The sequence below is a fragment of the Chitinophagaceae bacterium C216 genome (genome assembly GCA_028485475.2).
In the GTDB taxonomy this organism is placed as follows: Bacteria; Bacteroidota; Bacteroidia; order Chitinophagales; family Chitinophagaceae; genus Niabella; species Niabella composti.
In genome coordinates this window covers 1,783,334-1,808,335 of sequence record CP144143.1, presented here as the reverse complement: position 1 = coordinate 1,808,335, position 25,002 = coordinate 1,783,334, and the positions used below count along the sequence as shown (strand labels likewise).

Here is a 25,002-nt window from a genome sequence, read left to right as displayed (position 1 = left end):
CATAATTGGCCACCAGGTGCACCGATTGGAATTTTAAATAAACCTTTATTTCAAATCCGTCAATATGATAAATCTTGAACAATTACAAACATTAGTACAGCTAATTTACACTTTCTTTCGGTGGTGAAATAGCATAACCATTAAATTTGCTACGTGTTACAGCATCTGTTCATAAACAACTACGCCATTATAGATGAGCTGGAAATCGACTTTTCCAGCGGCATGAATATTATCACTGGCGAAACCGGTGCCGGTAAATCCATTATCATCGGCGCCCTGAATCTGATACTGGGAGAACGCGCAGACACCTCAGCCCTGGTAAATAAGGAAAAGAAATGTATTATTGAAGGCAGCTTCTCTGCAGAGGACAATGAGGCCATCCAGCGTTTCTTAAAGGAAAACGATTTGGATGAACAACCCGTACTCAGCGTAAGAAGGGAAATTACCAATGCCGGTAAAAGTAGGGCTTTTATCAATGACACTCCGGTTACGCTTACACAGCTTCATGAACTCAGTGAGATGCTGGTAGACCTGCATCAACAATTCGATACTCTTTCGCTCAGTGACAGGCAGTTTCAGACTAACGTTCTAGACGCACTTGCTGACACACACAGTTTTCTTGAAAAGTATCGTTCAGCTTATATCAGTTGGAGACAAAGTCAGAAAGCATTACAAGAGCTGCTAGAACAAAAACATCAGTTTGAGAAAGAAAGCGATTATAACCAATTCCAATACGATGAATTGGCAGCATTGGCGCTACAAGAAAATGAGCTAGAACAACTAGAAACAGAATTGAAAATGCTTTCGAATGCCGAAGGCATTAAATCTGCTTTGGTACGCGCTTATGGTGAACTAGCGGAAGGGGAACAACCTATTACTCAACAACTCAAAAGTCTGTCCCAACTGTTAAATAGTTATTCCGAGTACCATCAGGACTTGCCAGAGCTCACCGAAAGATTGCGCAGCGCCCAAATAGAACTGAGTGATATTGCCTCAGAACTAGAACGTGTTAACGACAGCATCCTATACGATGCAGAAAGAATTGAAGTCATCAATGAGCGCCTTTCAGCTGGCTATCGCCTCCAAAAAAAACACGGCGTTGCTTCCACTAATGAATTGCTGGAGATACAGCAACAGCTGGAAGAAAAACTACAAGCCGTTTTAAATATCGGCGACCAAATAGCCGAATTAGAAAAACAAGTAGCAAACTTTGAAAAAGAAGTTTACGCTATCGGAGAAAAAATATCCCAAGCAAGAAAAAAGCAACTTCCCGCTTTTGAAAAAAAAGTAAAGGGAATGCTCACCCAGGTAGGTATGCCCAATGCCTCACTAAAAGTAGTCCTCAATACCAGAGAACCTGCACAGGATGGCATTGATGATATCGAATTTTTATTTGACGCTAATAAAAGCGGACAATACAAACCCATAAATAAAGTAGCTAGTGGCGGAGAACTGAGCCGGCTTATGCTATGCATTAAAAGCTTGGTTGCGGAAAAAATGGATATGCCCACTTTAATTTTTGATGAAATTGATACGGGCATCTCAGGTGAGGCTGCCAAACAGGTAGGTATCATCATGAAACAGCTGGCAAAAAACAGACAAGTAATCTGTATTACCCACCAGCCACAGATTGCAGGTAAGGCCGATGCACACTTCTTTGTTTATAAAGAAAATATAGGCAATAAAGTAGTTACCAATATCAGGCAGCTGAGCACGGAAGAACGTGTTACTGCTATTGCCCAAATGCTAAGTGGTGCTACGCCTACGGCAGCTGCTATCCAAAATGCCCGCGAAATGATTGAACAATAACTGCCATGGCTTTTTTGAAACTGATGTTGCTCCTTAGTACTACCTTGCTGATAGGGCTGGCAGGTTTTTATTTGTATCGATACTTGAATCGCAAATTAACCAATAGTAGCAGCATACTAAAAATTGCATGTTATGCTTTAGCCTTATTTTTGATGATAGGAGCGCTTTATCTACTTAATTTATTTCTCATCATAAAATTGTATGATTATTTAACTCATTAACTCTCTGAACCGTATTGTAACGCAGTGCCTCGAATCTATCATCTTTACATATCCCTCTATCTAACCATTAGCGGTATTACAGCCTACGGGCAAACCGAAATGCACCCGCAGGCTTCCGAGAACCCTTATCTTACCACCGATACCCTTTCTGAACCAAATGATGAATATGAAAAATTAAATAAAGACTTTATCGTAAACGGTATACAGGACTTTACCTATACCCTATCTCGTCCGGCGCATTGGAAGCAAAAAGACTGGCTCAAATTTTCAGCAGTGATCGGGGGCACAGGTGCACTCATGCTCGCCGATAAAGAAATCAGACACTTCTTTTTACACAATCAAAACCAGTCAACCGTAACAGCTGTAGCCAACGGTGTAAAACAAATGGGCGATGTTTATGGGCTATGCGCCTTCCCTGCTGTGTATGTAGTGGGCCTAGCTAGCGGAAACAAAAAAATGCAAAGTATTGGATTAAGGGGTAGTAAAGCGGTAGTAATATCTTCTACCATATTTACCCTTTCCAAGAACATAATTCGACGGGGCCGCCCCGACGTCACCGATAACCCATTTGATTTTGCACCCCCCTTCTCTAAGGTACGATACAAATCATTTCCCTCAGGACATACTACCATTGCTTTTGCCATCGCTACATCATTAGCAGAAGAGTTTCCTGATAAAAAATGGATAGCTCCCGTAGCCTATACCCTAGCTTCTATGACGGGAATATCGCGCCTATATCATAACCGTCATTGGGCTAGCGATGTGTTCATAGGTGCCGCATTGGGGCATTTTGTTACTAAAGCGGTGTATCACCACCACCGAAAAAGACATCGTTTGGTACGCACATATTAATCCGTCTTTCTTAGGGCGAAATTGATACATTCCTGTATTTACAAATATCTTCTTACTTTTACTGCCCTAATGAATAAACTATGGCTTATAATCTTTTAAAAGGGAAAAAAGGAATCATATTTGGTGCTCTGGACGAAAAATCCATTGCCTGGAAAGCAGCGCTGAAATGTTATGAAGAAGGGGCGCAACTGGTACTTACCAATGCTCCGGTAGCATTACGCATGGGAACTATTAACAAACTGTCAGAAATATGCGGTAATGCCCCTGTAATTGGAGCAGACGTTACCAATGTGGATGACCTTAAAAATCTTATCGAAAAATCGATGGAACACTTCGGCGGTGGCATCGATTTTATTTTACACTCCGTAGGAATGGGATTGAACGTGCGTAAAGGTAAACCCTACACCGAATTGAACTACGATTGGAATCAGAAAACATTTGACATATCCTCCGTGAGCCTTCACAAGGTATTGAAAACCTGTTGGGAGCTGGATGCATTGAACGAACATGCAAGCGTTGTGGCACTTACATACATTGCTGCCCAACGTGTATTCCCTTCCTACAACGAAATGGCCGATGCAAAAGCATTACTGGAAAGCATTACCAGAATGTTCGGCTATTATTACGGCGAAAGAAAGAAAGTACGCGTGAACACCATCTCACAATCGCCCACCCCTACCACAGCAGGTAGCGGTGTACAGGGCTTCGATAGCTTCCTTTCTTATGCTGAAAAAATGAGTCCGCTGGGCAATGCTCCCGCTGAAGCCTGTGCAGACTACATAGCCGTAATGTTCAGCGATCTTACAAGATATGTTACCATGCAAAATCTCTTCCACGATGGAGGATTCAGCTTCACAGGTGTTACTGACAAAGTTTTGAACGCAATGAAACCCGACGCATAATATTAAAGCCCGCTTCAATGCGGGCTTTATTTTTTATCGATTTCATACATACTTTAAGGCATATCCACCATTTCCGCTTCAAAAACTTTTTCAAAGTTCTTTTTAACACGCTCCTTTACTTCTTCCATATCCACCTTTCTCCCCAGTTCCTTTTCGAGCGAAGTTACCTGCTTGCCCTGTATCCCACAGGGAACAATCATATTGAAGTAGTTCAGATTGGTATTCACATTTAGAGCGAATCCATGCATGGTTATCCACCTACTGGTGCGCACGCCAATAGCGCAGATTTTCCTTTCGTAGCCTCTTTTGTCAGGATCTAGCCACACGCCGGTTTCGCCGGGCGAACGTTCCCCCTTTAGGCCATAATCGGCTAATGTAAGAATAATCACCTCCTCTATATTGCGGAGGTATCGGCCTATATCTGTATAAAACTTTTCCAAATCAAGAATGGGATACCCTACAAGTTGTTCTGGCCCATGAAAAGTGACATCCCCTCCTCGATTGATACGGAAAAAGTCGATACCCTGTTTTGCCAAATGCTCTTCACTCAGTAATACATTATTGATATTACCGCTTTTCCCTAAAGTAAATACAGGAGGGTGCTCCACAAACAAGAGGTAATGGCAGGTATCCGGTCTATCTGCAGTAAGTTCCAACTGGCCGGCATCTTCCAGCTCTCTTAGACGGGTTTTTGCCGCAACATTTTGCTGTAACAGTTGCTCTTGATAGTCCCATGCATCCTTATACCGCATGTTACCCAGATCCTGAAAATAAATTTGCTGCCTCACTACAATCCTGTTTAGAATAATTTAAGCATAATAATACCTCAAAGCATTTATTCAAACAACAAAAATAAATACAATCGGTTCAAAACCTCAATCCCTATAACTTTGCAGCCAATGAACGAGGAGGAAAAATATACCGATTTAGACAGCAACGAAGCACTGTATCAGAAGTTTGTTTTCAAAACCGATGCCGGACAGGAACCCTATCGCATCGATAAGTTTCTGATGAACCGCATTGAAGGTGCTACACGTAATAAAATACAACAAGCTATTCACAATAAAATGGTATTAGTGAATGGACAGGAGGTAAAACCCAATTTTAAAGTAAAACCTAATCAGGAGATTGTTGTATACACCGATACTGCACCTGAGGAAAACGAAGTTATACCACAAAACATACCGCTGAATATTTTTCATGAAGACGACCATGTAATAATAGTAAATAAAGAGGCCGGCATGGTAGTACATCCCGGCAGTGGTAATTACGACGGCACCCTCCTAAACGGTATTGCATGGCACTTGCAGCAAAACGCAGGCGTAGATATTGAAAAACTTCCTCGCTTTGGTTTGGTGCACCGCATTGATAAAAACACAAGCGGACTTTTGGTGCTGGCCAAAACAGAACTGGCCATGCGGCATTTGGCTAAACAGTTTTTCGATCACACAGTTGACCGCAAATATATTGCGCTGGTTTGGGGCGATGTAGAGCAGGATGAAGGCACCATTATTGCTCATGTAGGGCGTAACCTTCGATATCGAAAGTTATTTGAAGCCTATCCCGAAGGCGATCATGGTAAGGAAGCCATTACGCATTATAAAGTGTTGGAACGATTTGGGTATGTAACACTGGTGCAATGTGTTCTTGAAACTGGACGCACGCACCAGATACGTGTACATATGAAACATATCGGGCATCCTCTGTTTAACGATGATTTTTATGGAGGTGATAAGATCGTAAAAGGCACCATATATGCCAAGTACAAGCAATTTGTAGAAAATTGTTTTGCTATTTGTCCACGTCAAGCCTTACATGCAAAAACATTGGGCTTTACTCATCCTGCCACTGGAGAGAAAGTTTTCTTTGAATCGGACATCCCTGCCGACATAGAGCAAGTTATTGAAAAATGGCGTAGATACATCAGCAGTGTTCTTACCCGAAAAAACGAATAATACAAATAAAAAAAGACCTTTCGAAGGTCTTTTTTTTATTTTCTTTGAGTCAGTGCTATTCCTCAGTTTTCTTCTTCTTTCCGCTGATTAATTTTATGATCACAGGTAATGTTGTAATCAGCACGATTCCTAGAACAATTACCTCAAGATGCTCTTTCAAATCAAAACCTGTGGCTTTGAGCAACCATTTTTGCAAGAAATGGCCGGCAAATACCATACTGAATACCCATGCCAAAGAGCCGATAATATTATAAAGCATGAACTTTGCTCGATTCATTTGCACAATGCCTGCAACAATGGGCGCGAAGGTTCGGATAAAGGGCAAAAATCTTGCTACAATAATTGCAAATCCTCCATTTTTCTCATAAAACTCATGAGCTTGCTCCAGATATCGGCGCTTGAAGAAGAAATTTTCTTTCCAATTATACATAGCAGGACCTACTTTACGTCCTGTCCAGTATCCCACCATATTTCCTAGAATACCACATAATGAAATTAATGCCCATAATACAATTAAGTCTACCCATTCATTCTGTATATGCTCCAAACCTATCAACTTCATAAACTGATAAGACAGTCCTGGCGCTGCGCTAGCCCCCTCTCCTATTTTATGAGCATAGATGCCGGCAACGAATAATAAGCTATCTCCGGGGAGAAAAAAGCCTGCAAACAAACCTGTTTCGGCAAATACCACAAATAATAATAACCACAAGCCACCGTTCTCAATATACCATTGAGGTTGCAACAATTCGGTCCAGTGAAAATCTGTGCTCAATAATTCAATCATGCCAATAATTTATTCGTTTGCTCCGTATGCAAAATGAAAACCTAAAGATAACGGATTCATATTTGTTATCTATCAAGCAATTACCCACTTCAACAAACAAACAAAAATAAAGTTGTAGTGGTGGTAAAAAATAATATAAATATTATCGTTTTTAGTATTATTCGTCAACAAATGCTACCGCTTTTGCATCGTCAAACTCTCCCTCCCAACGGGCAATTACACAACTTGCCAAGGTATTACCCATTACATTTACACTGGTTCTTGCCATATCCATGAGCTCATCGATACCATAAATCGCCATTATAGGCCATAAGGGCAAACCAAAAGTATGCGCTGTAGCAATCAATATTACTAATGACGCTCTAGGCACTGCAGCCACCCCCTTACTGGTTAACATCAAAGAAAGGCCAATCAAGAGCTGTTCTCCTATTGACAGATCCATACCTACAGCTTGTGCCACAAATATGGATGCTAACGATAAATATAGCGTAGTACCATCCAGATTAAAAGTATATCCTGTAGGAATAACAAAGGACACGACTTTTCGAGGCACGCCAAATTTTTCCATATTTTCCAGTGCTTTGGGTAGGGCCGAGTCCGAACTGGTGGTAGCAAATGCAATAGAAACCGGCTCTCTGATAGCCTGAATAAATTTCCTTAGCGGAATTTTAGCAATGAACAGAACAATAGGTAATAATATCAATAGTATAAATGTAAGCAGAGCCAGATAGAGGGTAATGAGTAGTAATCCCAGATTTTTTAAAATATCAATCCCTAGATGACCTACTGTTACAGCAATAGCTGCACCCACACCAAACGGCGCAAAATGCATTATAATATTAGTAAATTTAAACATGGTTTCTGCCAAACTTTCGGTGAACTCTAGCATAGGCCGCTTACGCTGCTCTGGAAGCATTGCTAAGGCGATGCCGAAAATCACGCTAAATACCACAATAGGCAAAACATTGCCTTCGTATATCGATTTTACAATATTCTCAGGAAAAATATCAATGATATGATCCTGCCAGGTTTTTTCAACAGCAGGTGGCAGCTCGGATAACAAAGCCTCAGGAACAACAATTCCAGAGCCCGCCTTAGTAATATTAATAAATACAATACCGATAATCAGTGCGAAGGTGGTAACTATTTCAAAATACAATAAAGACTTCCACCCCATTCTTCCCACTTGTTTCAAGTTACTGTGCCCAGCAATACCTACTACCAATGTTGCAAATAGCAACGGGGCCACAATGGTTTTAACCAGCCGTAGAAATATTTTACTTAAAAACTGAAGATTCTGAGAGAAAGCGGGAAAATCTACCCCTATTTCCACACCCATTGCCATGGCCGTCAAGATCCATGTGGTAAGAGATTTCTTATACCAAGCAAAGATGATAAGGGTAAGAATAAATAGCCATCGTGAAGTAAATAGCACTTCTTGAGGAAGGCTTATAGCTTTAAAACTTATAATATGCAAAATCGCAACTAAAGTAAAAGTCGCAAGCGCAAGTAGGCCTGATTTCCTTTTATTCATAATTATGCGTATATGTTCCAAAACTAAAGGTTTGCATTCAAAAGCAAAAAATTATTGATGCAATTCCAAAAATTGCTGCGTGAATAAAAATTTGAGCACTATTTTATAATTATTCCTTATTTTTCTCTCGTAAAAGGTTAAAAAAAAATTAATATACCACTTAAAGCGCGTACCACATGGGATTATTTGTAAAGAAACCACTCCATCTTTTATTCTCAGAAGCTCAGGAATCTGAAAAGGGCCTAAAGAAAACACTCACCTCTTGGTCGCTTGTTGCTCTTGGAATAGGAGCGATTATAGGAGCGGGCCTGTTCTCTATCACCGGCGTTGCGGCGGCTAATTATGCGGGCCCGGGCATCATGATATCTTTTGCAATTGCTGCATTAGGTTGTGCCTTTGCCGGTCTATGTTATGCAGAGTTTGCAAGTATGATTCCTGTAGCAGGAAGTGCTTATACATACAGCTATGCTACCATGGGAGAATTTATCGCCTGGATTATAGGCTGGGACCTTGTATTGGAATACGCCGTGGGTGCAGCAACGGTAGCATCTAGTTGGTCGGGATATCTGGGTAAACTTTTAGCCTCCTTCGGTGTGGCGCTACCACCGGAGCTGATGATGACACCCTTTGATGTAGCCGCCGATGGGGTTACTCACGGTATTTTGAATTTACCGGCTGTATTTATCGTAGTATTAATGTCTTTAGTACTTATCAAAGGAACCAGCGAGTCTGCCTTTGTAAACACTATCATTGTAATTCTGAAAGTAGGTATTGTACTTGCTTTTATTTTGGTAGGTATAAAATATGTAAAACCTGAAAACCTGCAGCCCCTGATTCCTGAAAACGAAGGCACATTCGGAAAGTTTGGGTGGACAGGAATCATTCGTGCAGCAGCAGTTGTATTCTTTGCCTATATCGGATTTGACGCAGTTTCTACTGCAGCTCAGGAGACCAAAAACCCTAAACGTGCTATGCCCATTGGTATTATGGGCTCATTACTCATTTGTACCGCATTATATATCGTTTTCGCATATGTAATGGTAGGTGTAGTACATTATACACAATTTGGTGCCGGTAGTACAGCAGATCACCTGGCTCCGGTTGCTATTGCTATCGAACATATGGGAGAAGTCGATGCCGCAGGCAATATTACGCCTGCTTATCCCTGGCTGAATAATACCATTATCATTGCCATTTTATTGGGTTACGCATCGGTAATTCTGGTGATGCTATTAGGACAAAGCCGCGTGTTCTACTCTATGAGTTCAGACGGCCTTTTACCCAAATTCTTCTCAACCGTGCATCCCAAATTCCGTACTCCCTCTAAATCCAACCTGTTCTTCATGGTGTTGGTTAGTATGTTTGCCGCATTTATTCCCGGGCGCGTAGTGGGTGAGATGACCAGTATCGGTACGCTGTTTGCATTTATTCTGGTATGCATTGGTGTGATGATATTAAGAAAATCTAATCCCGATGCCCCTCGTGCATTCAAAACACCGCTAGTACCGCTGGTGCCTATTCTCGGTATTATAGTATGCTTTGGTATGATGTCTTTCCTTCCATTCGATACATGGATTCGTCTGATTGTATGGATGCTCATAGGATTGGACATCTATCTGTATTACGGAATTAAACACAGTAAGCTCAACAAGGATAAACACGATAGCCGTAGCTATAAAACAGTATCTAACACAGGTATCGTGCTTGCCATTCTGCTGGCGATCATTGCGCTGGTACATCATTACACCACAGATGTTCCCGACAATGCTCTGTTCTACTTCTCTATGTTTATTGCTGTAATACATCTGGTAATTTATTTCACGAGACGAGGCTATCAACCTAATATCAATGCAGGAAACTAGCAATGTCTGAAATATATTGTTTATTCAAAAGGCTGTCTGTTGACAGCCTTTTTATTTTCAGCCCCGAAAAGAAATCTTAAATTTGCGCATTCAAAAAACAGATCAAGAAAAATATATGGGAAGGATATTTGAAGTACGTAAAGCTACCATGTTTGCCCGCTACGATCGCATGGCAAAACAATTTACCCGAATCGGAAAAGATATTGCCATTGCCGTAAAAGCGGGAGGACCTGACCCCGCCACTAATGCAGCTTTGCGCAGATGTATCCAGAACGCGAAAAGCGTGAACATGCCCAAGGACAGAATCGAGGCCGCCATTAAGCGTGCTCAGGGCAAGGAAATGGATAACTATGAAGAAATTCTATATGAAGGTTATGGTCCTCACGGTGTAGCGATATTAGTTGTTACTGCTACTGATAACCATGTTCGTACCGTTGCGAACGTAAAAGCCCATTTTAATAAAGGTGGGGGCTCTATGGGAACTAGTGGTAGCGTATCCTTCCAGTTCAATAAAATGGGCGTATTCAGGCTGAAACCAGACGGACTCAATATTGAAGAACTGGAACTGGAACTCATTGATTACGGACTGGAAGAATTAGGAGACAGCTCTGATGACGATGGCAACCCTATCGTCGTAATTCGTACCGGATTTACCGATTTCGGTAATATGCAAAAAGCACTCGAAGAAAGAAATATCACTCCTATCAGTGCCGAAGTGGAGTGGATTCCTACTACAACCGTTCCTGTAACAGACGAGCAGGCAGAAGAAGTAAGCAAACTTATCGAACGTCTGGAACAGGATGAAGACGTGCAGAAAGTTTTCCACAATATGGGATAAAAGAGTACTTCGGGTAGGAACTTCTGTTAAGTTATTCACGTTGAGCCTACATCCGATTTTCTACCATTAACTATTGCTATATTTGTCTTGATGGTTAATGAGAAAGAAGTTACGGCATTGCTCACCTTAATAGAAGACCCTGATACCGAAGTATTTGAGGCCGTAAGCAATAGAATCATTGCTTACGGTACTCCTATGATACCACGTTTGGAAGATCTATGGGAACACACTGTAGACAATCAGGTCCAAGAACGTATCGAACTGCTTATTCACCGTCTTCATTTTCATAACCTCAAAAACGATTTTCGACAATGGGCCGAGTCGCCTCATCAGGAATTACTGCCTGGAGCCTTGTTGGTAGCTAAACTGCTTTACCCAGAATTACACACGGGCAAAGTAATACAAGACATCGACCGACTCCGACGCAATATATGGATAGAACTGAACCATTACCTAACTCCTTTGGAGCAGGTTCATGTAATCAATAGCATTCTTTATAATTACTTTGGATTAAAATCCTCCTTTGAAACCCCAACCCAGCCCAACGAGTTCCTGATTTCTAAAATCATCGAATCCAAAAAAGGAAATCAGAGCGGTAACGGCGTATTATATCTATTATTGACCGAACTACTGGATATTCCTATCAAACTTATACCTATACCCCAGCAGTTTATTTTGGCTTATTTCAAATCTGAAAATGAAAAAGACTTTGAGAAATTACATCTGAACATCGACTTTTTCATAGACCCCTCCAATGGTCAGGTATTTACCCATAACGATGTGTACAATTATTTTGCTACCATCGCACAACCTATTAAACCTCAATACTTTCACCCTCAAAATAACAAACAAGTTATTGAGAAGCTATTGCAAGACCTAACACAATGCTATACCACCGATACCCATCAGGTTCATATGATTAATGAAATCAATGAACTTATCGATATCCTGAGAGACTAATTTCTAATTGGAATAAATAATTGTTAAAAAATCGATTACGTAAAAAAAACTCTTTAAGTATACGAAACAAATCGTAAATTGCAAAAAATACAAGCCTATGGCAGACGTAAAATCTATAAAACCCACTGAAAGCGAGCTGGAAATTTTACAAGTATTATGGCAGAAGGGGCAAGCTACCGTGAGAGAAGTACATGAAGTCCTTACTCAAACCAAAGAAGTAGGCTACACAACTACCCTTAAACTCATGCAAATCATGCATGAAAAAGGTTTAGTACTAAGAGACGATTCCTCACGCACACACATTTATAAAGCAGCCTATAACAAAGAACATACACAAAAATTTTTATTGAATAAGTTTATAAGCAACCTTTTCGGCGGTTCTCCGTCTCAATTAGTGTTACAGGCACTAGGGAGTCAAAAAGTGTCGGAGCAAGAGCTGGACCAAATACAGGCGATGATTAACGACCTGAAAAGAAAACAAAATCAATAAATTTATGAGCGAAAGCTTGCAATTCGTTCTCTCCGCTTTGGGATATGCCGTGCTCTGCAGCATCTGGCAAATGGGCTTGATTTGGCTTGTAGTGATATTATTCTCACATATACATAAGAACCTGTCTCCTTCTGCATTAAGCACAATAAGCTTTATCGCTCTAGTAGTAGGTTTTATTGCTTTTGTGACCACCTTTATCATTCATTTATATAGACCCGATATAAGTACTGCATTACTCCGCTGGAATCATGTAGCTTACATATATCAATTCACCCATATACTGGCCTGGGTATATTTGGGGCTACTGGTGATTCCTTTTATCAAATTCACTATTGGAGTGCGGAGCGTTTATCACTTACGAAGACAAAACCTTGGAAGAGTACCGGGACATTATAAAATATTCTTACTGAATGCAATTCAATATCTCGGAATTAAAAAAAAGGTAAGCATCTTTACCTCTGCTTTAATCAATACTCCTTTAACTGCGGGTTTCTTTAAACCGGTAATTCTTTTACCGGTAGCGATTACCAATCAACTCAGTGTAGAACAGGTAGAAGCAATCATCCTACACGAACTGGCACATATTAAAAGAAACGATTATTTACAGAATCTCATCACACAAATTATCCTTACACTGTTATACTTCAACCCTTTTGCCAGAATGTTGGCTCGCCTCCAATGCAACGAACGTGAAAAATCGGCAGACAAATGGGTAACTCGTTTTGAGTATAACAGTTACATGTACGCCAACACACTTCTGGAAATGGCTCGAGCTCATACCATTGCTCCGGCTACTTTGGCTGTACATATTTCTTCAAAAAAGACTCCTTTGCGTGAGCGTATAGAGTGGATTCTGGGAAGTACGCAAAGAAGCACGGTGGCTTTTAAGCAGATTTTATGCTCTGTAGTGATGGTGCTTGCAGCGTTAGGATTTGCCGCCATTCAAAAACCCAACCCTACCACTCCTTTGTTGCTACTCTCCTCTACAGATGTAGCGACACCGGTTGCTTATCAGGTCGCTTCTACATCTACGCTATCTCATTATACACCTGAGGTAATGGTTTCACCGCAGCCAATGCATCCATCCTCGCGCGAAAAGAAAACCAAAAGCATAAAACAAAAATCACCTGTTAATGAAAGTGCAGCTACAGTAATTGAAGTGATACCTGTAGACGTGATAACAGAAGACGAACCAGTTATAATTACCACCTATGTTAGTAAGCCCATTGAAGTCGTCCCGCTGTTATCTGAAGCAGAAGAAAGCCAAGTTCAAGATGCGATTGCCCTTACCAAAAAGCTGATTTCCGAATACAATTGGAAAATATTGGAAAGTGCTTTAGCCGAAAGCATTACTGAGGAAGAAAAATGGTCTGCAAAAAGAATATTTATTGAAAAACTAGAAGCATCGGCTGATTGGGAAAAACAAGCTACATTATTGCGTCAGAATTATCATAACATCGATTGGGAAGCCGTTAACGAACAACTTTCCAATGTAGCACAGATAATAATAATGGATAGTCTTTATACACAGTACAAAGACATTGTTATCGACAATATGGTGCAATTTGAAAAATATATTGAAGTAAAAAATATCCAAAAAAAATCACAGCCTCTAGATAGTATTCATAAGAAAGCAGACGCATACAATATAATGCTTCGCTCATTGGATAGCCTGTCCCATAAAAAAACTATTGAACTTTAACAACCTGCTATTTATATTTACGCCCAAAAAGTTGTAATATGCGTATAACAGCAGAAAACAGGTTTAAGAAGCTTATTGTAATTGGAGATCGAATTTTGATTAAACCTTTAAAACCTGATGAGCGCACATCCAGCGGCTTGTATCTTCCGCCGGGTGTTCAGGAAAAAGAAAAAGTACAACAGGGATATGTAATCAAAACTGGCCCGGGGTATGCCATACCTGTACCTGTAGAGGACGAGCCTTGGAAAGCTGAAGAGGAACAGGTTAGATACGTACCCCTACAAGCTAAAGAAGGCGACCTCGCCATATTTCTTTTGAGTGGAGCTACGGAAGTGATGTACGAAGGCGAAAAATATTTTATCGTACCACAAAGTGCTATATTGATGCTGGAGCGCGAAGAAGATTTGTAAAAGCAATCCTATGAAAGGATACTATACCAACATTGAAAAATTAACCTTAGAAAACAATGCTTTTAGGAAGGTGTTGTACACCTCAGGCCATATGCAACTGGTAGCAATGAGCCTGCTGCCGGGAGAAGCTATTGGTGAAGAAATACACACTGAAAATGACCAGTTCTTTCGCTTTGAGCAAGGAGCAGGCAAGTGTATTATTGACGGTAATGAATATCAGGTTGCTGACGGGGACGTCATCATTATCCCATCAGGTGCTAAGCATAATGTGATAAATACCGGAAATATCCCTCTTAAAATGTATACCATTTACGCACCACCACATCATAAAGACGGAATCATCCGCCAAACTAAAAAAGAAGCTGAAGAGAACGAAGCGGAGTTTGACGGACAAACAACAGAATGATATGTCTGCAATCAGAATCACTTTCTGCCTGCTGCTCTTCTTCGTTCTCGCTCATCCCAAGAGCAATGCGCAGCAAGCGGAGGTATATATAGAACGCTCGAAGAAAACGTATAAAACCAAAATCAGCACGCACCCTGAGTTGAGGATGGTGGAACTCAAAAGTCTCATACCGCATCTTGTATACGACTTAAGGTACGCCACAGCAAATAATTTTATGCATCGTCGCATGTATCCATCCAACACTAGGGTCACTTTTTTAAGACAACCTGCCGCCGAGGCTTTATTAAAAGTGCAGCGAGAGCTTCAAAACAAAGATTTGGGACTAAAGATTTTCGATGCCTATCGTCCCTATGCGGTGACCCAAAAATTCTGGGAGCTTGTAAAGGACGAGCGTTATGTAGCCCATCCATCAAAAGGAAGCAATCATAATAGAGGAACAGCAGTGGATGTAACCATTATTGATTTAAAAACAGGCAAAGAGCTGGATATGGGAACCGGCTTCGATAACTTTACCGATTCGGCTCATCACGATTTTCAACACCTACCCACACAAGTACTCAAAAATCGGGAGTTACTAAAAAGCACGATGATAAAATACGGCTTCACTCCTTTGTCAACCGAATGGTGGCATTATACTTACAAAAGTGACATACAGTTTGATGTACTAGATATTCCATTTAAAAAACTACTACGATACTAACTGTTTCTTCTGATTGAAGAACAAAACTTGTATCATCACCGACAAGACATAAACCATCAGGGCTCCAATCATGTTTAGCCATAAAAACCCTAAACTAATTTTGCCATATTCGTTAAGTACAAAAAGTAGGATAATAACTAACTCAGTAACTACAGCAGCGATGAACACGGCGTTTCCTCCCACTTTTTTTGCATAGAACGCTACTAGAAATACACCTAATATTGTTCCGTAAAACAAAGAACCTAAAATATTCACCACCTCAATAAGACTACTGCTCCAACTCGAAACAAACATCGCTACTCCCACGCAGAATAGACTCCAGGCAAGTGTATACAAGCGGGAATGATTATAATCCTCCCGATCCGACATATTTTTCCGGCACTTCTTATGAATATCAATCACTGTGCTTGATGCCAGTGAATTAATAGCTGCAGCAATACTTCCCCAACTTGCCAAAAAGATAATAGCGATAATGAGGCCTACAAGACCTTGGGGCATATAATCTACCACAAATCTCAGAAATATATAGTTGGTATCATTATCACTACCGCCATTGTCCTTAATGAGCGATTTCACTTCGGAACGGATTATATGTATACTATCCTGCAAGGGTTTTAAAGCGTTAAGCTTATCATCCGAAGCATTTTGAGCATAATCGCTTAGCAATACACTTTTCTGTGCATTGACCGCCTCCAGTCGTTGTTGCAATTGTTGTAAAGTTTCAGCGTGTCGTGAATTCTCTAGCCGTGATAATTCATACTCATTAAAAAAAGCAGGTACTTGGTGAAATTGATAAAATGCAAATACCAATACTCCTAACAATAGAATGCCAAACTGCATGGGAACTTTTACGATTCCGTTCATCAACAGGCCCATTCTGCTTTGCCGGATATTTTTGGCGGTAAGATAACGTCCTACCTGCGACTGATCTGTTCCAAAATATGAAAGCGCAAGAAAAAACCCTCCGATAATGCCACTTAGTATATTATACCTATCGCCCCAATTGAATTTTCCGTCATTAAAACCTGATGTTATAACATTAAATTTTCCCAATCTACCCCCTACCTCCAAAGCCTGTGTTAAACCTATGCCCTCCGGCATTTTTTGTATTATCAAATAACCTGTAAGTACCAATGCTCCGGTGATAATAAAAAACTGCAATTGCTGAGTATATGCAACTGCCTTTGCTCCTCCCGATAAAGTGTATACAATCAGCACTCCTCCAATGAGCAGATTGGTTATATAAATGTTCCATTCAAACAATACCGACAATATAAGAGAAGGTGCGAAAATGCTGATACCCGTGGACAAGCCTCGTTGTAGTAAAAACAGAACAGAAGCAAAGACCCGTGTTTTACCATCAAACCGATTTTCTAGGTACTCATAAGCCGTAAAAACTCTCAATTTGCTAAAAGCAGGTACAAAAGAGACACATATCACTATTGCCGCTAATGGAAGTCCAAAATAATATTGTACAAAACGCATTCCGTCGGTATAAGCCTGTCCGGGTGCTGCCAAAAAAGTAACAGCACTTGCCTGTGTCCCCATTATACTTAATAGAATAATGTACCACGGCATGCTTCGGTCGGACAAAAAATAGCCCTCCAGATTTTTACTGGTTTTACTTTTGTACCAACCATACAAAATGATAAGCAAAAGTGTGGCTATCAGTATGACCCAATCGAGCGACCTCATGCAAATTTCCGAGTTAAATAATAAAACAAAATAATTTGCAATAGCAGAAATACTATTACAAGCATATACCAGGCCATCCATGATTTAAATAATGGCGGCTTATTATCATTCTCATATTTCGCTTTATCGTTTTGCACGGAAATTATTTAGAAATACTATTCCTAAGCCGATAATCAATCCCAGCAGTAGTCCCAAACGCACCTGTTTTATTAATGTCCCTATCAATAATCCGATTACAATGGCTGCTAAAAAAGCCGCCTCTCCCCTCTTTATATCCACTGTGGGCTTCCTATTTTTACTCATTTTATGTCTAGTTTATTGCGGCTAATCGCAATCGCTAATATATAAACGCAGCCAATCTTTATTTATTGCTCCTGATTTAATGCTATGAGGTTTGCCATTAACCGCAATGCACCAGGAACACCGGCCGGTAATTGACGAAAAAATACTAAACCTGTATATGTGAAATAACCTTTTCCATATTTTCCAACAATCAGGCTGCCGTCATGTGGTCGCTCTCCGGGATCGGCCATCGAAAGCAGCGGCTTCAAATTGCTATCCCAGCTGTCAGCATGATAAATACTGCGTTCCTGAATCCAGCCATCAAAATCCGAAGCCACAATTTTATTAGGAAAGTTAAACACTTTGTGCGAAGGATCAAGCAGCTTCACTTTTGCCTGTTCATCGGTAATTCTATTGCGGGAAATATTAAATGCATAAGGACCTATCTTAGCCCTTAGCGGTCCTATATTATTACTAGTATTATATTGAACAATTAGATTGCCCCCCTCATGTATATACGTCATCAGTTTTTCATACACTTCATTCATCCACTCATTGGTGTTGTAAGCACGTACACCGGTTATGATGGCATCATACTTTCTCAAATCGGTTGTCAATACTGCCGTACGATCTAGTACTGTCACATCATACCCCATACGCTCCAGTATTTGCGCACACTTATCGCCCGCACCGGGAATGTACCCTATTTTCTTTCCTGCTGTTTTAAGATCGATACTAAGCGCTACAGCCTGGTCGGGATAAAAATATGTAATGGCCGGGATATGATCATAGCGAATACTGCGCAGTGCAAGAGCATATGCAATAGTATCTCTATCATTATTCTTCTCTGCATAGGGATTTACAACATAAGCCCTATTTGCATTGTCAATATTGGAGATTGTAAAATGATAGCTCTTCGTACTTCCTTTTTCAAGTACTATGTCGGCTGGCTGAGGTCCGGAGTATTTAACTCCACGAAGACCTGTAGTAACCCTACCCTCCAACTTTGTATTGGCATGCAACTGAACGTTCAATGTCTGTGTAGATTGTTGCCCATTAAAGATGAGCAGATGTGGCGAGGTAGTTATTGTTGCTGGTGGTACCACCGGCAAAGGTTGATATATTTCCCCTTTCACAGGATCGGTGTACTTGTAGCGCACAGGCTTTTCAAATACAAAATCCTCTCCATAAACATTTACACGCACCTGTGCGACATAAGCAGGGTGTACGTCCGGTATTCCAATCAGCAATTGGTCTTTTACAGTATAGGTGTATTCCTCTTTCTTCTCCCTTAGCCAATATGGCTGCGATATTGCTTTAGTTAAGGGTACTATAATACTCTTAGAGAACACATAATTCTTATTTTTATCCAACTGCGTGTTGGGGGCCAGATTTTGATCTTCCACCGTAATATTTATCAGATTTGCTGGGACCCCCGTCCTATTATTTACTGCCACTTGAATATCCACATTTCCGGTTTGTACTACATAAGGCTGATGTGTCCAAGCATCTATAAACAAACCACTACACCACATAATCAGCTGTTGTACTTCTTTTAGTTTTTGTGGTACCCAGTAACTACTGCTCTTAATCTTATCGAGCTCTTTATACAATTGCACCAAAGCTGCTACTGATTTTTGAGGAGCTGTATAATCAAATTTGTTTTCAATATCGGTAATAAGTTTTTCTATAGCTGCTCCATCCTTACCGATGCGGTTCCAAGATGTATTTACGCCATCCAGCACATCGTTTTGAGGAGCTTCTCCACCTAGCACTTTAAAATATTCATAACTGTCGCCTCTCGCAGCGGCAGAACCAAAACCCTGAGATTTATGTTGGCTACGGCTTTCGGCCGCCAACTCTCCATAACTTTTTCCCAACAAACTGTTATACCCTCCTGCATTTACCTTAAACTGCGAGGGATCGGTAGTGTTGACGCTGCCAAAGCTAAACGTATTCCACAGTATACGTTTAGCCTGCCAAGGCTGTACCCACTTTAACTGCTCAGGGAACCTTTTAGGATCAGCAGCGGCACGAAATGCCTCCACCGCCAATATTGCGCTGGCTGTATGATGACCATGGCCCCCTTCGCCTGTAGTAGGGAAGCGTGTAATAATTACATCAGGTCGGTAATTGCGAATGACCCATACCACATCACTTAAGATCTTTTCCTTATTCCATTTTTCAAAGGTTTCATCCGGATTTTTGGAAAAACCGAAATCAAATGCCCTGGTAAAAAACTGCTCTCCGCCATCAATACGACGTGCAGCAAGCAATTCCTGCGTACGAATCAGTCCTAACTCGATACCCTGCTCATCTCCAATAAGATTTTGCCCACCGTCGCCTCGTGTAAGTGATAAATACGCGGTGCGATACAATTTGTCATTAGCTAAATAGGTAATCAAACGTGTATTTTCATCATCAGGATGGGCGGCTATATACAACACCGATCCCAAAACTTTCAGCTTCTGTATACGATGTAAAATCTGCGAAGCCGATAAAGCAGGTTCAGGCTGTGCCCACACTGCTAAACCGAAACACAAGAAAACGACAAGCAGAATACGACTTTTCATCATCCTACGAATATAAAAGAAATGGCCGAATAATGCCGCTCACAATGATTATGCAATATTGATCCCGGCATTACGCAGCGATGGCAAGGCTATCAGTTCCTCCACATTACTCACAACTGAAATGTTGTTCATGGGATTTTCGTACAAAAAACCGTTCACAAGCATGGTATCAATGTGAGCCAAAAGATGATCGTAAAATCCGTTGAGATTAAGAATAAAGATTTGTTTATCGTGTATGGACAGATTATTCCATGTAATCATTTCAAAAAGTTCGTCCAGTGTACCATAACCTCCGGGCAGAATAACCGCTGCATCGCATAAGTCATACATGTTTTTTTTACGAATGTGCATGGTATCTACCACCAGCAACTGCGTCAACTGTCGATGTGATCGTTCTCTGGCGTCCAGAATTTTCGGAATAACACCAAAAACCTCACCCCCTCCTTCCAGAACAGCATTGGCAATCGCACCCATCAATCCTACATTACCACCTCCATATACCAACCTAATTTTCTTTGATGCCATCCACTGGCCTAATTTTCGGGCTTCTTCGGTATACAATGTTTCCCTACCATCTCGCGATCCGCAAAAAACAGCTAAAGATTTTACTGACATAGTTTTAGACTTTTCCTACACTGAAATATTGTCCGGGGAATGGTAAAAATAGCCTTTCCTTCTCGCTTCAGGCTAAAATAAATATTAAAAGAAGATGAAAAAATTTACAAAAGAGCAGCAATTTTGCCTATCTTCAAAAATTAATTTCTAAAACACCTATTTGATAATAAGAAACTCATATGTCGGCCGGATTTCTATTCTCAATTGTAATTGCTTATTTCTTATTACTTCTTTTCGTAGCCTGGAGGACCAGCAAAAACAGCAATAATGACTCTTTCTTTATCGGTAACCGCAGCAGCAACTGGATGCTGGTGGCTTTCGGTATGATTGGGACTTCTTTGAGTGGTGTAACCTTTGTAAGTGTACCCGGAGCTGTAGGCAAGGATGCCTTCGGATATATGCAAATTGTACTAGGGTATACTATCGGCTATTTGCTTATTGCATTTGTGCTGTTGCCTCTGTACTATCGCTTAAAACTCACTTCCATATACGGCTATTTAAAAGCCCGTATGGGTATGCTATCCTATAAAACAGGGGCGTGGTTTTTTATTATTTCACGACTCGTGGGAGCCACTGCCCGTCTGTATCTTGTAGTCAATATCTTACAATTCACAATTCTAGACAGTTTCGGCATTCCCTTTTGGGTTTCTACCTTGATCATACTTGTAATGATCATTTTATACACCTACGAAGGCGGTGTAAAAACCATTGTATGGACCGATACGCTACAAACTACTTGCATGCTGGCTGGTTTGATTATATGTAGTATCTACCTGCTCAATCATATGGATATGAGTGTAGGAGAAAGCCTGAATGCGATGCATTCGGAGGGTCTTTCACGAATTTTTAATACCGACGCCAACTCTGCCGGCTTTTTCGTAAAGCAAATACTTGCCGGCGCTTTCATTACTTTAAGCATGACCGGAATTGATCAGGAAATGATGCAAAAAAGCATTTCGGTAACCAACCTCAAAGATTCCCAAAAGAACATGGTGTCGCTTTCCGTGATTATGATCATTGTAATCGGATTATTCCTGTATATGGGTGGTCTGCTGTATATATATGGAATCAACGAGGGAGGTGTCTTTACAGAAGTGGTGAATAATGGGGTTGCGCAAAAAGCTTTTATGCTGGATGGTAAAGACGTACTGGGTGATGCCATTTTCCCGGAAGTAGCCGTACATCATATGCCACCGGCAATTTCTGTGATTTTTGTGATAGCACTGATATCGGCCCTATTCCCCAGTGCCGACGGAGCGATGACTGCCCTTACTTCGTCTTTCTGTATCGATATTGCAGGTTTAAAACGCCGCACCGATATGACCGAAGAACAAAAGAAAAAATTCCGTCAGAGGGTGCATCTTATGGTAGCATTGTTCTTCCTGATTCTGGTAATGATTTTCTACTGGATCAATAATAATAGTATGATTGGCATTATACTGAAACTGGCCGGTTATACTTACGGACCTTTACTAGGCTTGTTTGCCTTTGGTATACTTACGCGCAGACGTCCGGTAGACAAACTGGTGCCTTATGTATGCTTTATAGCACCTATTCTTTGCTTTTTTATCGACAAGTATCAAGCTGCCATCTTCGGCAACTTCAAAATAGGTTTGGAGCTGATTATCATCAATGCTTTATTTACCTATATTGGTTTATACTTAATCTCCAAACCCGTAAGTAAAGAAGAATTAGAGCAAGATAGTGTACACTAACAAGATTTTTGTTGTTTTAGGCTTATGAGCGATAACCTAAACTATGAATTATTAAACCAATTTGCAGAAGTCTATAGCAGTAAAGAAGATCCTCTGCTGGCTGCAGTAAATGATTTTACACAAAAAAATCATGCCGAGCCTCACATGCTTAGCGGTCACGTACAGGGGCTCTTGCTAAAGATGTTCAGCTTAATGATACGTCCCCAGAGGATATTGGAAATAGGCACTTTTACCGGCTACAGTGCGCTGTGCCTCGCCGAAGGTCTTACCGAAGATGGATGCCTACATACTATAGAATCGAGGGAACATACGGCCGCCATTGCACAAAACTTTTTTGATCAATCGCCAATTGGCCATAAAATTAAACTACATACAGGTCTCGCAGCAGACATCATTCCTCAACTCGATGAAACCTGGGACATGGTGTTTATTGATGCCGATAAAACGGGATATATCAACTATTTCGAATTGGTATTACCTAAGGTTCGAAAAAATGGTTTTATCTTCGCCGATAATATTTTTTTCCACGGCGAAGCGTTAAAAGAAAATGCCAAGGGCAAAAGCGGAAAAGCCGTAAAAGAATTTAATAATTACATTAACAATAGGACAGATATCGAAAAAGTCGTGCTAACAGTACGCGACGGGCTTTATTTAATTAGGAAAAGATAATTTGTAATGATAAAAAGGTATTGCTTTACAGTTATTCTGCTGTTTACATTGCTCTTTACCAGAGCCCAGATCAATGAAGCTACCGTTGAATATATCAAAACTTATTGCGGTATTGCTGTAGAAGAAATGCAGCGTACCGGCGTACCGGCGTCTATCAAGCTGGCACAGGGCATTCTGGAGTCGATGTCGGGACAAAGCCCTCTAGTGTTAAAATCTAACAATCACTTCGGCATTAAATGTAAGGAAGGTTACAACGGCCCATATGTGTTGCATGACGATGACCGCCCCAAAGAACGTTTCATGAAATATGAAACAGCCGAAGAGTCCTACAGGGCACATTCCGATTTCTTAAAAAACCGCTCACGATATGCATCACTCTTTCAGTTAGACCCTACAGATTATAAAGGGTGGGCTTACGGACTAAAAAAGGCCGGCTATGCTACCAACCCTAAATATCCGCAACTGCTGATTAGTCTTATTGAAAGATATAATCTGCACGAGTATACATTAATGGGACTAGGACAACTAGCGATGAATGAGGAGGTGAGCAACTATTTTGCAACAAAGAATGGCACCTCGCCCTCAACAATTGCTACCGCAGCTAAAGAAGCTGAAGTAAGCTACCCGCAGGAGCCCTTCACCATCAACAATACTAAGGTAGTTTTTGTAAAAGCGGGGTCTTCGCTACAATCTATTGCCGACAAATATAATATTCCGCTTGAGCGCTTATATGATCTGAACGATTTTGATGAAATTACTAGCGTTTCTTCCAAAGACAGACTCGTATACTTGCAATTAAAAAGAACGATTAGCGAAAAAGCTTATCATGAGGTAAAAGCCGGAGAAACATTATACGATATAGCACAACAAGAAGGTATTCGGCTGGAATCGCTATTAAAATACAATCGACTCAGCAAATTTGACAAACCCGCTGTAGGCTCCAAACTCAAGCTGCAGGATAATGCTGATATAGCAATTAATTAATTTTTATTCTTATTTTCAGTTATGGAAACAATACAAGTGCATGATAAGGTGTTTAAACCCTACATAACTGAAAATCAGATTCAGCAACGCATTAAGGAGCTCGCCGAAAATATCAACCGCGATTATGCAGAACAAACGGTTATTTTCATTGCCATTTTGAATGGCTCCTTTATGTTCGCTTCTGATTTTTTTAAACATCTTACTATTAAAAGCGAAATCAGTTTTATAAAACTGGCATCATATAAAGGACTAAAATCATCCGGTACGGTAACCACCGCTATAGGCCTTGACGTTGATCTGCATAACAAACACGTAGTAGTACTGGAAGATATTATTGATACAGGGAAAACACTGCATCATTTTATACCGCAACTGGAGCACCAGCATCCGGCCTCTTTGAAGATCGTAACGCTGCTTCATAAAGCCGAAATGACACAGTATCCGGTACAGATTGATTATACCGGATTTGTGATTCCTAATAAATTTGTGGTAGGGTACGGACTAGATTATGATGGTCAGGGACGCAATTACAGAGATATTTACCAATTGGTAGAATAGCAGTATAGGACACCCCATGAAACGTAATTACCTACTGCTGATTTTTGTACTTGTTTTCCTTGCCGTATTATCTGGAAAACTTACTGCAGGCATGTCTTTTGTGGGACGATTAGGTATCGGTTTCTTCTATAAGCAATTTTCGTTTTTAAAAACCTGGTGGCAAGCAGCGCTGATTTACTTCGGAAGCATGATACTTGTAGGTATCCTCCTCTACCTCATTGACAAATTGCTCGATGGGAGGAAACGTAAGTTGATATTACTGAGCCTTTTTCTATTATCCCTAGCAGGACTCTATTTCACATATCATGATTTTCGTACGAACCTTACCTACCGCTGGTTAGGAGAGCGCTTTCATCTGGGTATTTATCTCTACTGGATAGGATGGTGCATCATTAGTCTGTTCTTTGCGCTTACACCCAAAAAGCAAGTAGTAGAAGCCGCCCCTCCTACTAACGAGTAATCATGGAGCGACAATATTAAAAC

At 40.7% G+C, this 25,002-nt stretch carries 24 protein-coding genes; 17 read left to right on the top strand and 7 right to left on the bottom strand.

From position 1 onward, the window contains the following. The first annotated feature begins 153 nt into the window (after positions 1 to 153). From recN to PIECOFPK_RS07570, 3 genes are all read left to right on the top strand, one after another. Complete coding sequence (gene recN / locus PIECOFPK_RS07580; RefSeq protein WP_409965503.1) at positions 154 to 1,809, top strand: DNA repair protein RecN; 1,656 nt, start codon at positions 154 to 156, stop codon at positions 1,807 to 1,809. Positions 1,810 to 2,054: 245 nt separating this feature from the next. Continuing rightward, positions 2,055 to 2,882: a phosphatase PAP2 family protein gene (locus PIECOFPK_RS07575; RefSeq protein ID WP_409965502.1), complete on the top strand. Its 828-nt coding sequence runs from the start codon at positions 2,055 to 2,057 to the stop codon at positions 2,880 to 2,882. Positions 2,883 to 2,962: 80 nt separating this feature from the next. Further along, positions 2,963 to 3,784, top strand: coding sequence for an enoyl-ACP reductase (locus PIECOFPK_RS07570; protein ID WP_330974291.1), 822 nt, complete (start codon positions 2,963 to 2,965; stop codon positions 3,782 to 3,784). 53 nt (positions 3,785 to 3,837) lie between these two features. Here PIECOFPK_RS07570 and lipB read toward each other — a convergent pair whose 3' ends face one another. After that, positions 3,838 to 4,572 (bottom strand): lipoyl(octanoyl) transferase LipB, encoded by a 735-nt coding sequence (gene lipB / locus PIECOFPK_RS07565; protein ID WP_330974292.1) that lies wholly within the window; start codon positions 4,570 to 4,572, stop codon positions 3,838 to 3,840. Positions 4,573 to 4,683: 111 nt separating this feature from the next. Here lipB and PIECOFPK_RS07560 point away from each other — a divergent pair, with 111 nt between their 5' ends. Further along, positions 4,684 to 5,739 (top strand): RluA family pseudouridine synthase, encoded by a 1,056-nt coding sequence (locus PIECOFPK_RS07560; RefSeq protein ID WP_330974293.1) that lies wholly within the window; start codon positions 4,684 to 4,686, stop codon positions 5,737 to 5,739. 55 nt (positions 5,740 to 5,794) lie between these two features. On the opposite strand, the gene PIECOFPK_RS07555 is transcribed toward PIECOFPK_RS07560, so the two are convergent. Next, positions 5,795 to 6,526 (bottom strand): DedA family protein, encoded by a 732-nt coding sequence (locus PIECOFPK_RS07555; RefSeq protein ID WP_330974294.1) that lies wholly within the window; start codon positions 6,524 to 6,526, stop codon positions 5,795 to 5,797. Positions 6,527 to 6,683: 157 nt separating this feature from the next. Further along, complete coding sequence (locus PIECOFPK_RS07550; RefSeq protein ID WP_330974295.1) at positions 6,684 to 8,060, bottom strand: dicarboxylate/amino acid:cation symporter; 1,377 nt, start codon at positions 8,058 to 8,060, stop codon at positions 6,684 to 6,686. A gap of 176 nt (positions 8,061 to 8,236) precedes the next feature. Here PIECOFPK_RS07550 and PIECOFPK_RS07545 point away from each other — a divergent pair, with 176 nt between their 5' ends. From PIECOFPK_RS07545 to PIECOFPK_RS07510, 8 genes are all read left to right on the top strand, one after another. Next, positions 8,237 to 9,922, top strand: a complete 1,686-nt coding sequence (locus tag PIECOFPK_RS07545) for an amino acid permease (RefSeq protein WP_330974296.1) — start codon at positions 8,237 to 8,239, stop codon at positions 9,920 to 9,922. 115 nt (positions 9,923 to 10,037) lie between these two features. Continuing rightward, complete coding sequence (locus PIECOFPK_RS07540) at positions 10,038 to 10,760, top strand: YebC/PmpR family DNA-binding transcriptional regulator (protein WP_330974297.1); 723 nt, start codon at positions 10,038 to 10,040, stop codon at positions 10,758 to 10,760. 90 nt (positions 10,761 to 10,850) lie between these two features. Beyond that, on the top strand, positions 10,851 to 11,720 hold the full coding sequence (locus PIECOFPK_RS07535; RefSeq protein ID WP_330974298.1) for a transglutaminase family protein: 870 nt from the start codon (positions 10,851 to 10,853) through the stop codon (positions 11,718 to 11,720). Between the two features lie 97 nt (positions 11,721 to 11,817). Next, positions 11,818 to 12,210: a BlaI/MecI/CopY family transcriptional regulator gene (locus PIECOFPK_RS07530; RefSeq protein WP_330974299.1), complete on the top strand. Its 393-nt coding sequence runs from the start codon at positions 11,818 to 11,820 to the stop codon at positions 12,208 to 12,210. Positions 12,211 to 12,214: 4 nt separating this feature from the next. Then, positions 12,215 to 13,912, top strand: a complete 1,698-nt coding sequence (locus PIECOFPK_RS07525; RefSeq protein ID WP_409965501.1) for a M56 family metallopeptidase — start codon at positions 12,215 to 12,217, stop codon at positions 13,910 to 13,912. A gap of 38 nt (positions 13,913 to 13,950) precedes the next feature. Beyond that, entirely contained in the window at positions 13,951 to 14,322 is a 372-nt protein-coding gene (locus PIECOFPK_RS07520; protein WP_330974301.1) for a co-chaperone GroES family protein, read from the top strand. A gap of 10 nt (positions 14,323 to 14,332) precedes the next feature. Continuing rightward, positions 14,333 to 14,728 (top strand): cupin domain-containing protein, encoded by a 396-nt coding sequence (locus tag PIECOFPK_RS07515; protein WP_330974302.1) that lies wholly within the window; start codon positions 14,333 to 14,335, stop codon positions 14,726 to 14,728. A 1-nt stretch (position 14,729) separates the two neighbouring features. After that, on the top strand, positions 14,730 to 15,428 hold the full coding sequence (locus tag PIECOFPK_RS07510; RefSeq protein WP_330974303.1) for a M15 family metallopeptidase: 699 nt from the start codon (positions 14,730 to 14,732) through the stop codon (positions 15,426 to 15,428). On the opposite strand, the gene PIECOFPK_RS07505 is transcribed toward PIECOFPK_RS07510, so the two are convergent. The 4 genes from PIECOFPK_RS07505 to PIECOFPK_RS07490 all read right to left on the bottom strand — a co-directional run bounded on the left by PIECOFPK_RS07505 (position 15,417) and on the right by PIECOFPK_RS07490 (position 20,593). After that, on the bottom strand, positions 15,417 to 17,123 hold the full coding sequence (locus PIECOFPK_RS07505; RefSeq protein ID WP_330974304.1) for a sodium:solute symporter: 1,707 nt from the start codon (positions 17,121 to 17,123) through the stop codon (positions 15,417 to 15,419). The genes PIECOFPK_RS07510 and PIECOFPK_RS07505 overlap by 12 nt on opposite strands. 123 nt (positions 17,124 to 17,246) lie before the next feature. After that, positions 17,247 to 17,426: a hypothetical protein gene (locus tag PIECOFPK_RS07500; protein ID WP_330974305.1), complete on the bottom strand. Its 180-nt coding sequence runs from the start codon at positions 17,424 to 17,426 to the stop codon at positions 17,247 to 17,249. 62 nt (positions 17,427 to 17,488) lie between these two features. Beyond that, positions 17,489 to 19,981 carry a PIG-L family deacetylase gene (locus PIECOFPK_RS07495; RefSeq protein ID WP_409965500.1) on the bottom strand — a complete coding sequence of 831 codons (2,493 nt, stop codon included), beginning with the start codon at positions 19,979 to 19,981 and terminating at the stop codon, positions 17,489 to 17,491. Between the two features lie 45 nt (positions 19,982 to 20,026). Further along, positions 20,027 to 20,593 carry a TIGR00730 family Rossman fold protein gene (locus tag PIECOFPK_RS07490; protein WP_330974307.1) on the bottom strand — a complete coding sequence of 189 codons (567 nt, stop codon included), beginning with the start codon at positions 20,591 to 20,593 and terminating at the stop codon, positions 20,027 to 20,029. Positions 20,594 to 20,772: 179 nt separating this feature from the next. On the opposite strand from PIECOFPK_RS07490, the gene PIECOFPK_RS07485 reads away from it, so the two are divergent. The 5 genes from PIECOFPK_RS07485 to PIECOFPK_RS07465 are packed head-to-tail and all read left to right on the top strand — an operon-like array spanning position 20,773 to position 24,979. Beyond that, positions 20,773 to 22,308 (top strand): sodium:solute symporter, encoded by a 1,536-nt coding sequence (locus PIECOFPK_RS07485; protein ID WP_409965499.1) that lies wholly within the window; start codon positions 20,773 to 20,775, stop codon positions 22,306 to 22,308. A 24-nt stretch (positions 22,309 to 22,332) separates the two neighbouring features. After that, entirely contained in the window at positions 22,333 to 22,977 is a 645-nt protein-coding gene (locus PIECOFPK_RS07480; protein ID WP_409965498.1) for an O-methyltransferase, read from the top strand. 6 nt (positions 22,978 to 22,983) lie between these two features. After that, positions 22,984 to 23,961 (top strand): glucosaminidase domain-containing protein, encoded by a 978-nt coding sequence (locus PIECOFPK_RS07475; protein ID WP_409965497.1) that lies wholly within the window; start codon positions 22,984 to 22,986, stop codon positions 23,959 to 23,961. A 21-nt stretch (positions 23,962 to 23,982) separates the two neighbouring features. After that, entirely contained in the window at positions 23,983 to 24,519 is a 537-nt protein-coding gene (gene hpt / locus PIECOFPK_RS07470; protein ID WP_330974311.1) for a hypoxanthine phosphoribosyltransferase, read from the top strand. A 16-nt stretch (positions 24,520 to 24,535) separates the two neighbouring features. Next, entirely contained in the window at positions 24,536 to 24,979 is a 444-nt protein-coding gene (locus tag PIECOFPK_RS07465; RefSeq protein ID WP_330974312.1) for a cytochrome d ubiquinol oxidase subunit II, read from the top strand. Positions 24,980 to 25,002 lie beyond the last annotated feature (23 nt).

Coding starts and splice junctions, on each gene's coding strand:
- PIECOFPK_RS07570 (WP_330974291.1), top strand. CDS start 2,963: ATGGCTTATAATCTTTTAAAAGGGAAAAAAGGAATCATATTTGGTGCT.
- PIECOFPK_RS07560 (WP_330974293.1), top strand. CDS start 4,684: ATGAACGAGGAGGAAAAATATACCGATTTAGACAGCAACGAAGCACTG.
- PIECOFPK_RS07555 (WP_330974294.1), bottom strand. CDS start 6,526: ATGATTGAATTATTGAGCACAGATTTTCACTGGACCGAATTGTTGCAA.
- PIECOFPK_RS07550 (WP_330974295.1), bottom strand. CDS start 8,060: ATGAATAAAAGGAAATCAGGCCTACTTGCGCTTGCGACTTTTACTTTA.
- PIECOFPK_RS07545 (WP_330974296.1), top strand. CDS start 8,237: ATGGGATTATTTGTAAAGAAACCACTCCATCTTTTATTCTCAGAAGCT.
- PIECOFPK_RS07540 (WP_330974297.1), top strand. CDS start 10,038: ATGGGAAGGATATTTGAAGTACGTAAAGCTACCATGTTTGCCCGCTAC.
- PIECOFPK_RS07535 (WP_330974298.1), top strand. CDS start 10,851: ATGGTTAATGAGAAAGAAGTTACGGCATTGCTCACCTTAATAGAAGAC.
- PIECOFPK_RS07530 (WP_330974299.1), top strand. CDS start 11,818: ATGGCAGACGTAAAATCTATAAAACCCACTGAAAGCGAGCTGGAAATT.
- PIECOFPK_RS07525 (WP_409965501.1), top strand. CDS start 12,215: ATGAGCGAAAGCTTGCAATTCGTTCTCTCCGCTTTGGGATATGCCGTG.
- PIECOFPK_RS07520 (WP_330974301.1), top strand. CDS start 13,951: ATGCGTATAACAGCAGAAAACAGGTTTAAGAAGCTTATTGTAATTGGA.
- PIECOFPK_RS07515 (WP_330974302.1), top strand. CDS start 14,333: ATGAAAGGATACTATACCAACATTGAAAAATTAACCTTAGAAAACAAT.
- PIECOFPK_RS07510 (WP_330974303.1), top strand. CDS start 14,730: ATGTCTGCAATCAGAATCACTTTCTGCCTGCTGCTCTTCTTCGTTCTC.
- PIECOFPK_RS07505 (WP_330974304.1), bottom strand. CDS start 17,123: ATGAGGTCGCTCGATTGGGTCATACTGATAGCCACACTTTTGCTTATC.
- PIECOFPK_RS07500 (WP_330974305.1), bottom strand. CDS start 17,426: ATGAGTAAAAATAGGAAGCCCACAGTGGATATAAAGAGGGGAGAGGCG.
- PIECOFPK_RS07495 (WP_409965500.1), bottom strand. CDS start 19,981: ATGATGAAAAGTCGTATTCTGCTTGTCGTTTTCTTGTGTTTCGGTTTA.
- PIECOFPK_RS07490 (WP_330974307.1), bottom strand. CDS start 20,593: ATGTCAGTAAAATCTTTAGCTGTTTTTTGCGGATCGCGAGATGGTAGG.
- PIECOFPK_RS07485 (WP_409965499.1), top strand. CDS start 20,773: ATGTCGGCCGGATTTCTATTCTCAATTGTAATTGCTTATTTCTTATTA.
- PIECOFPK_RS07480 (WP_409965498.1), top strand. CDS start 22,333: ATGAGCGATAACCTAAACTATGAATTATTAAACCAATTTGCAGAAGTC.
- PIECOFPK_RS07475 (WP_409965497.1), top strand. CDS start 22,984: ATGATAAAAAGGTATTGCTTTACAGTTATTCTGCTGTTTACATTGCTC.
- hpt (WP_330974311.1), top strand. CDS start 23,983: ATGGAAACAATACAAGTGCATGATAAGGTGTTTAAACCCTACATAACT.
- PIECOFPK_RS07465 (WP_330974312.1), top strand. CDS start 24,536: ATGAAACGTAATTACCTACTGCTGATTTTTGTACTTGTTTTCCTTGCC.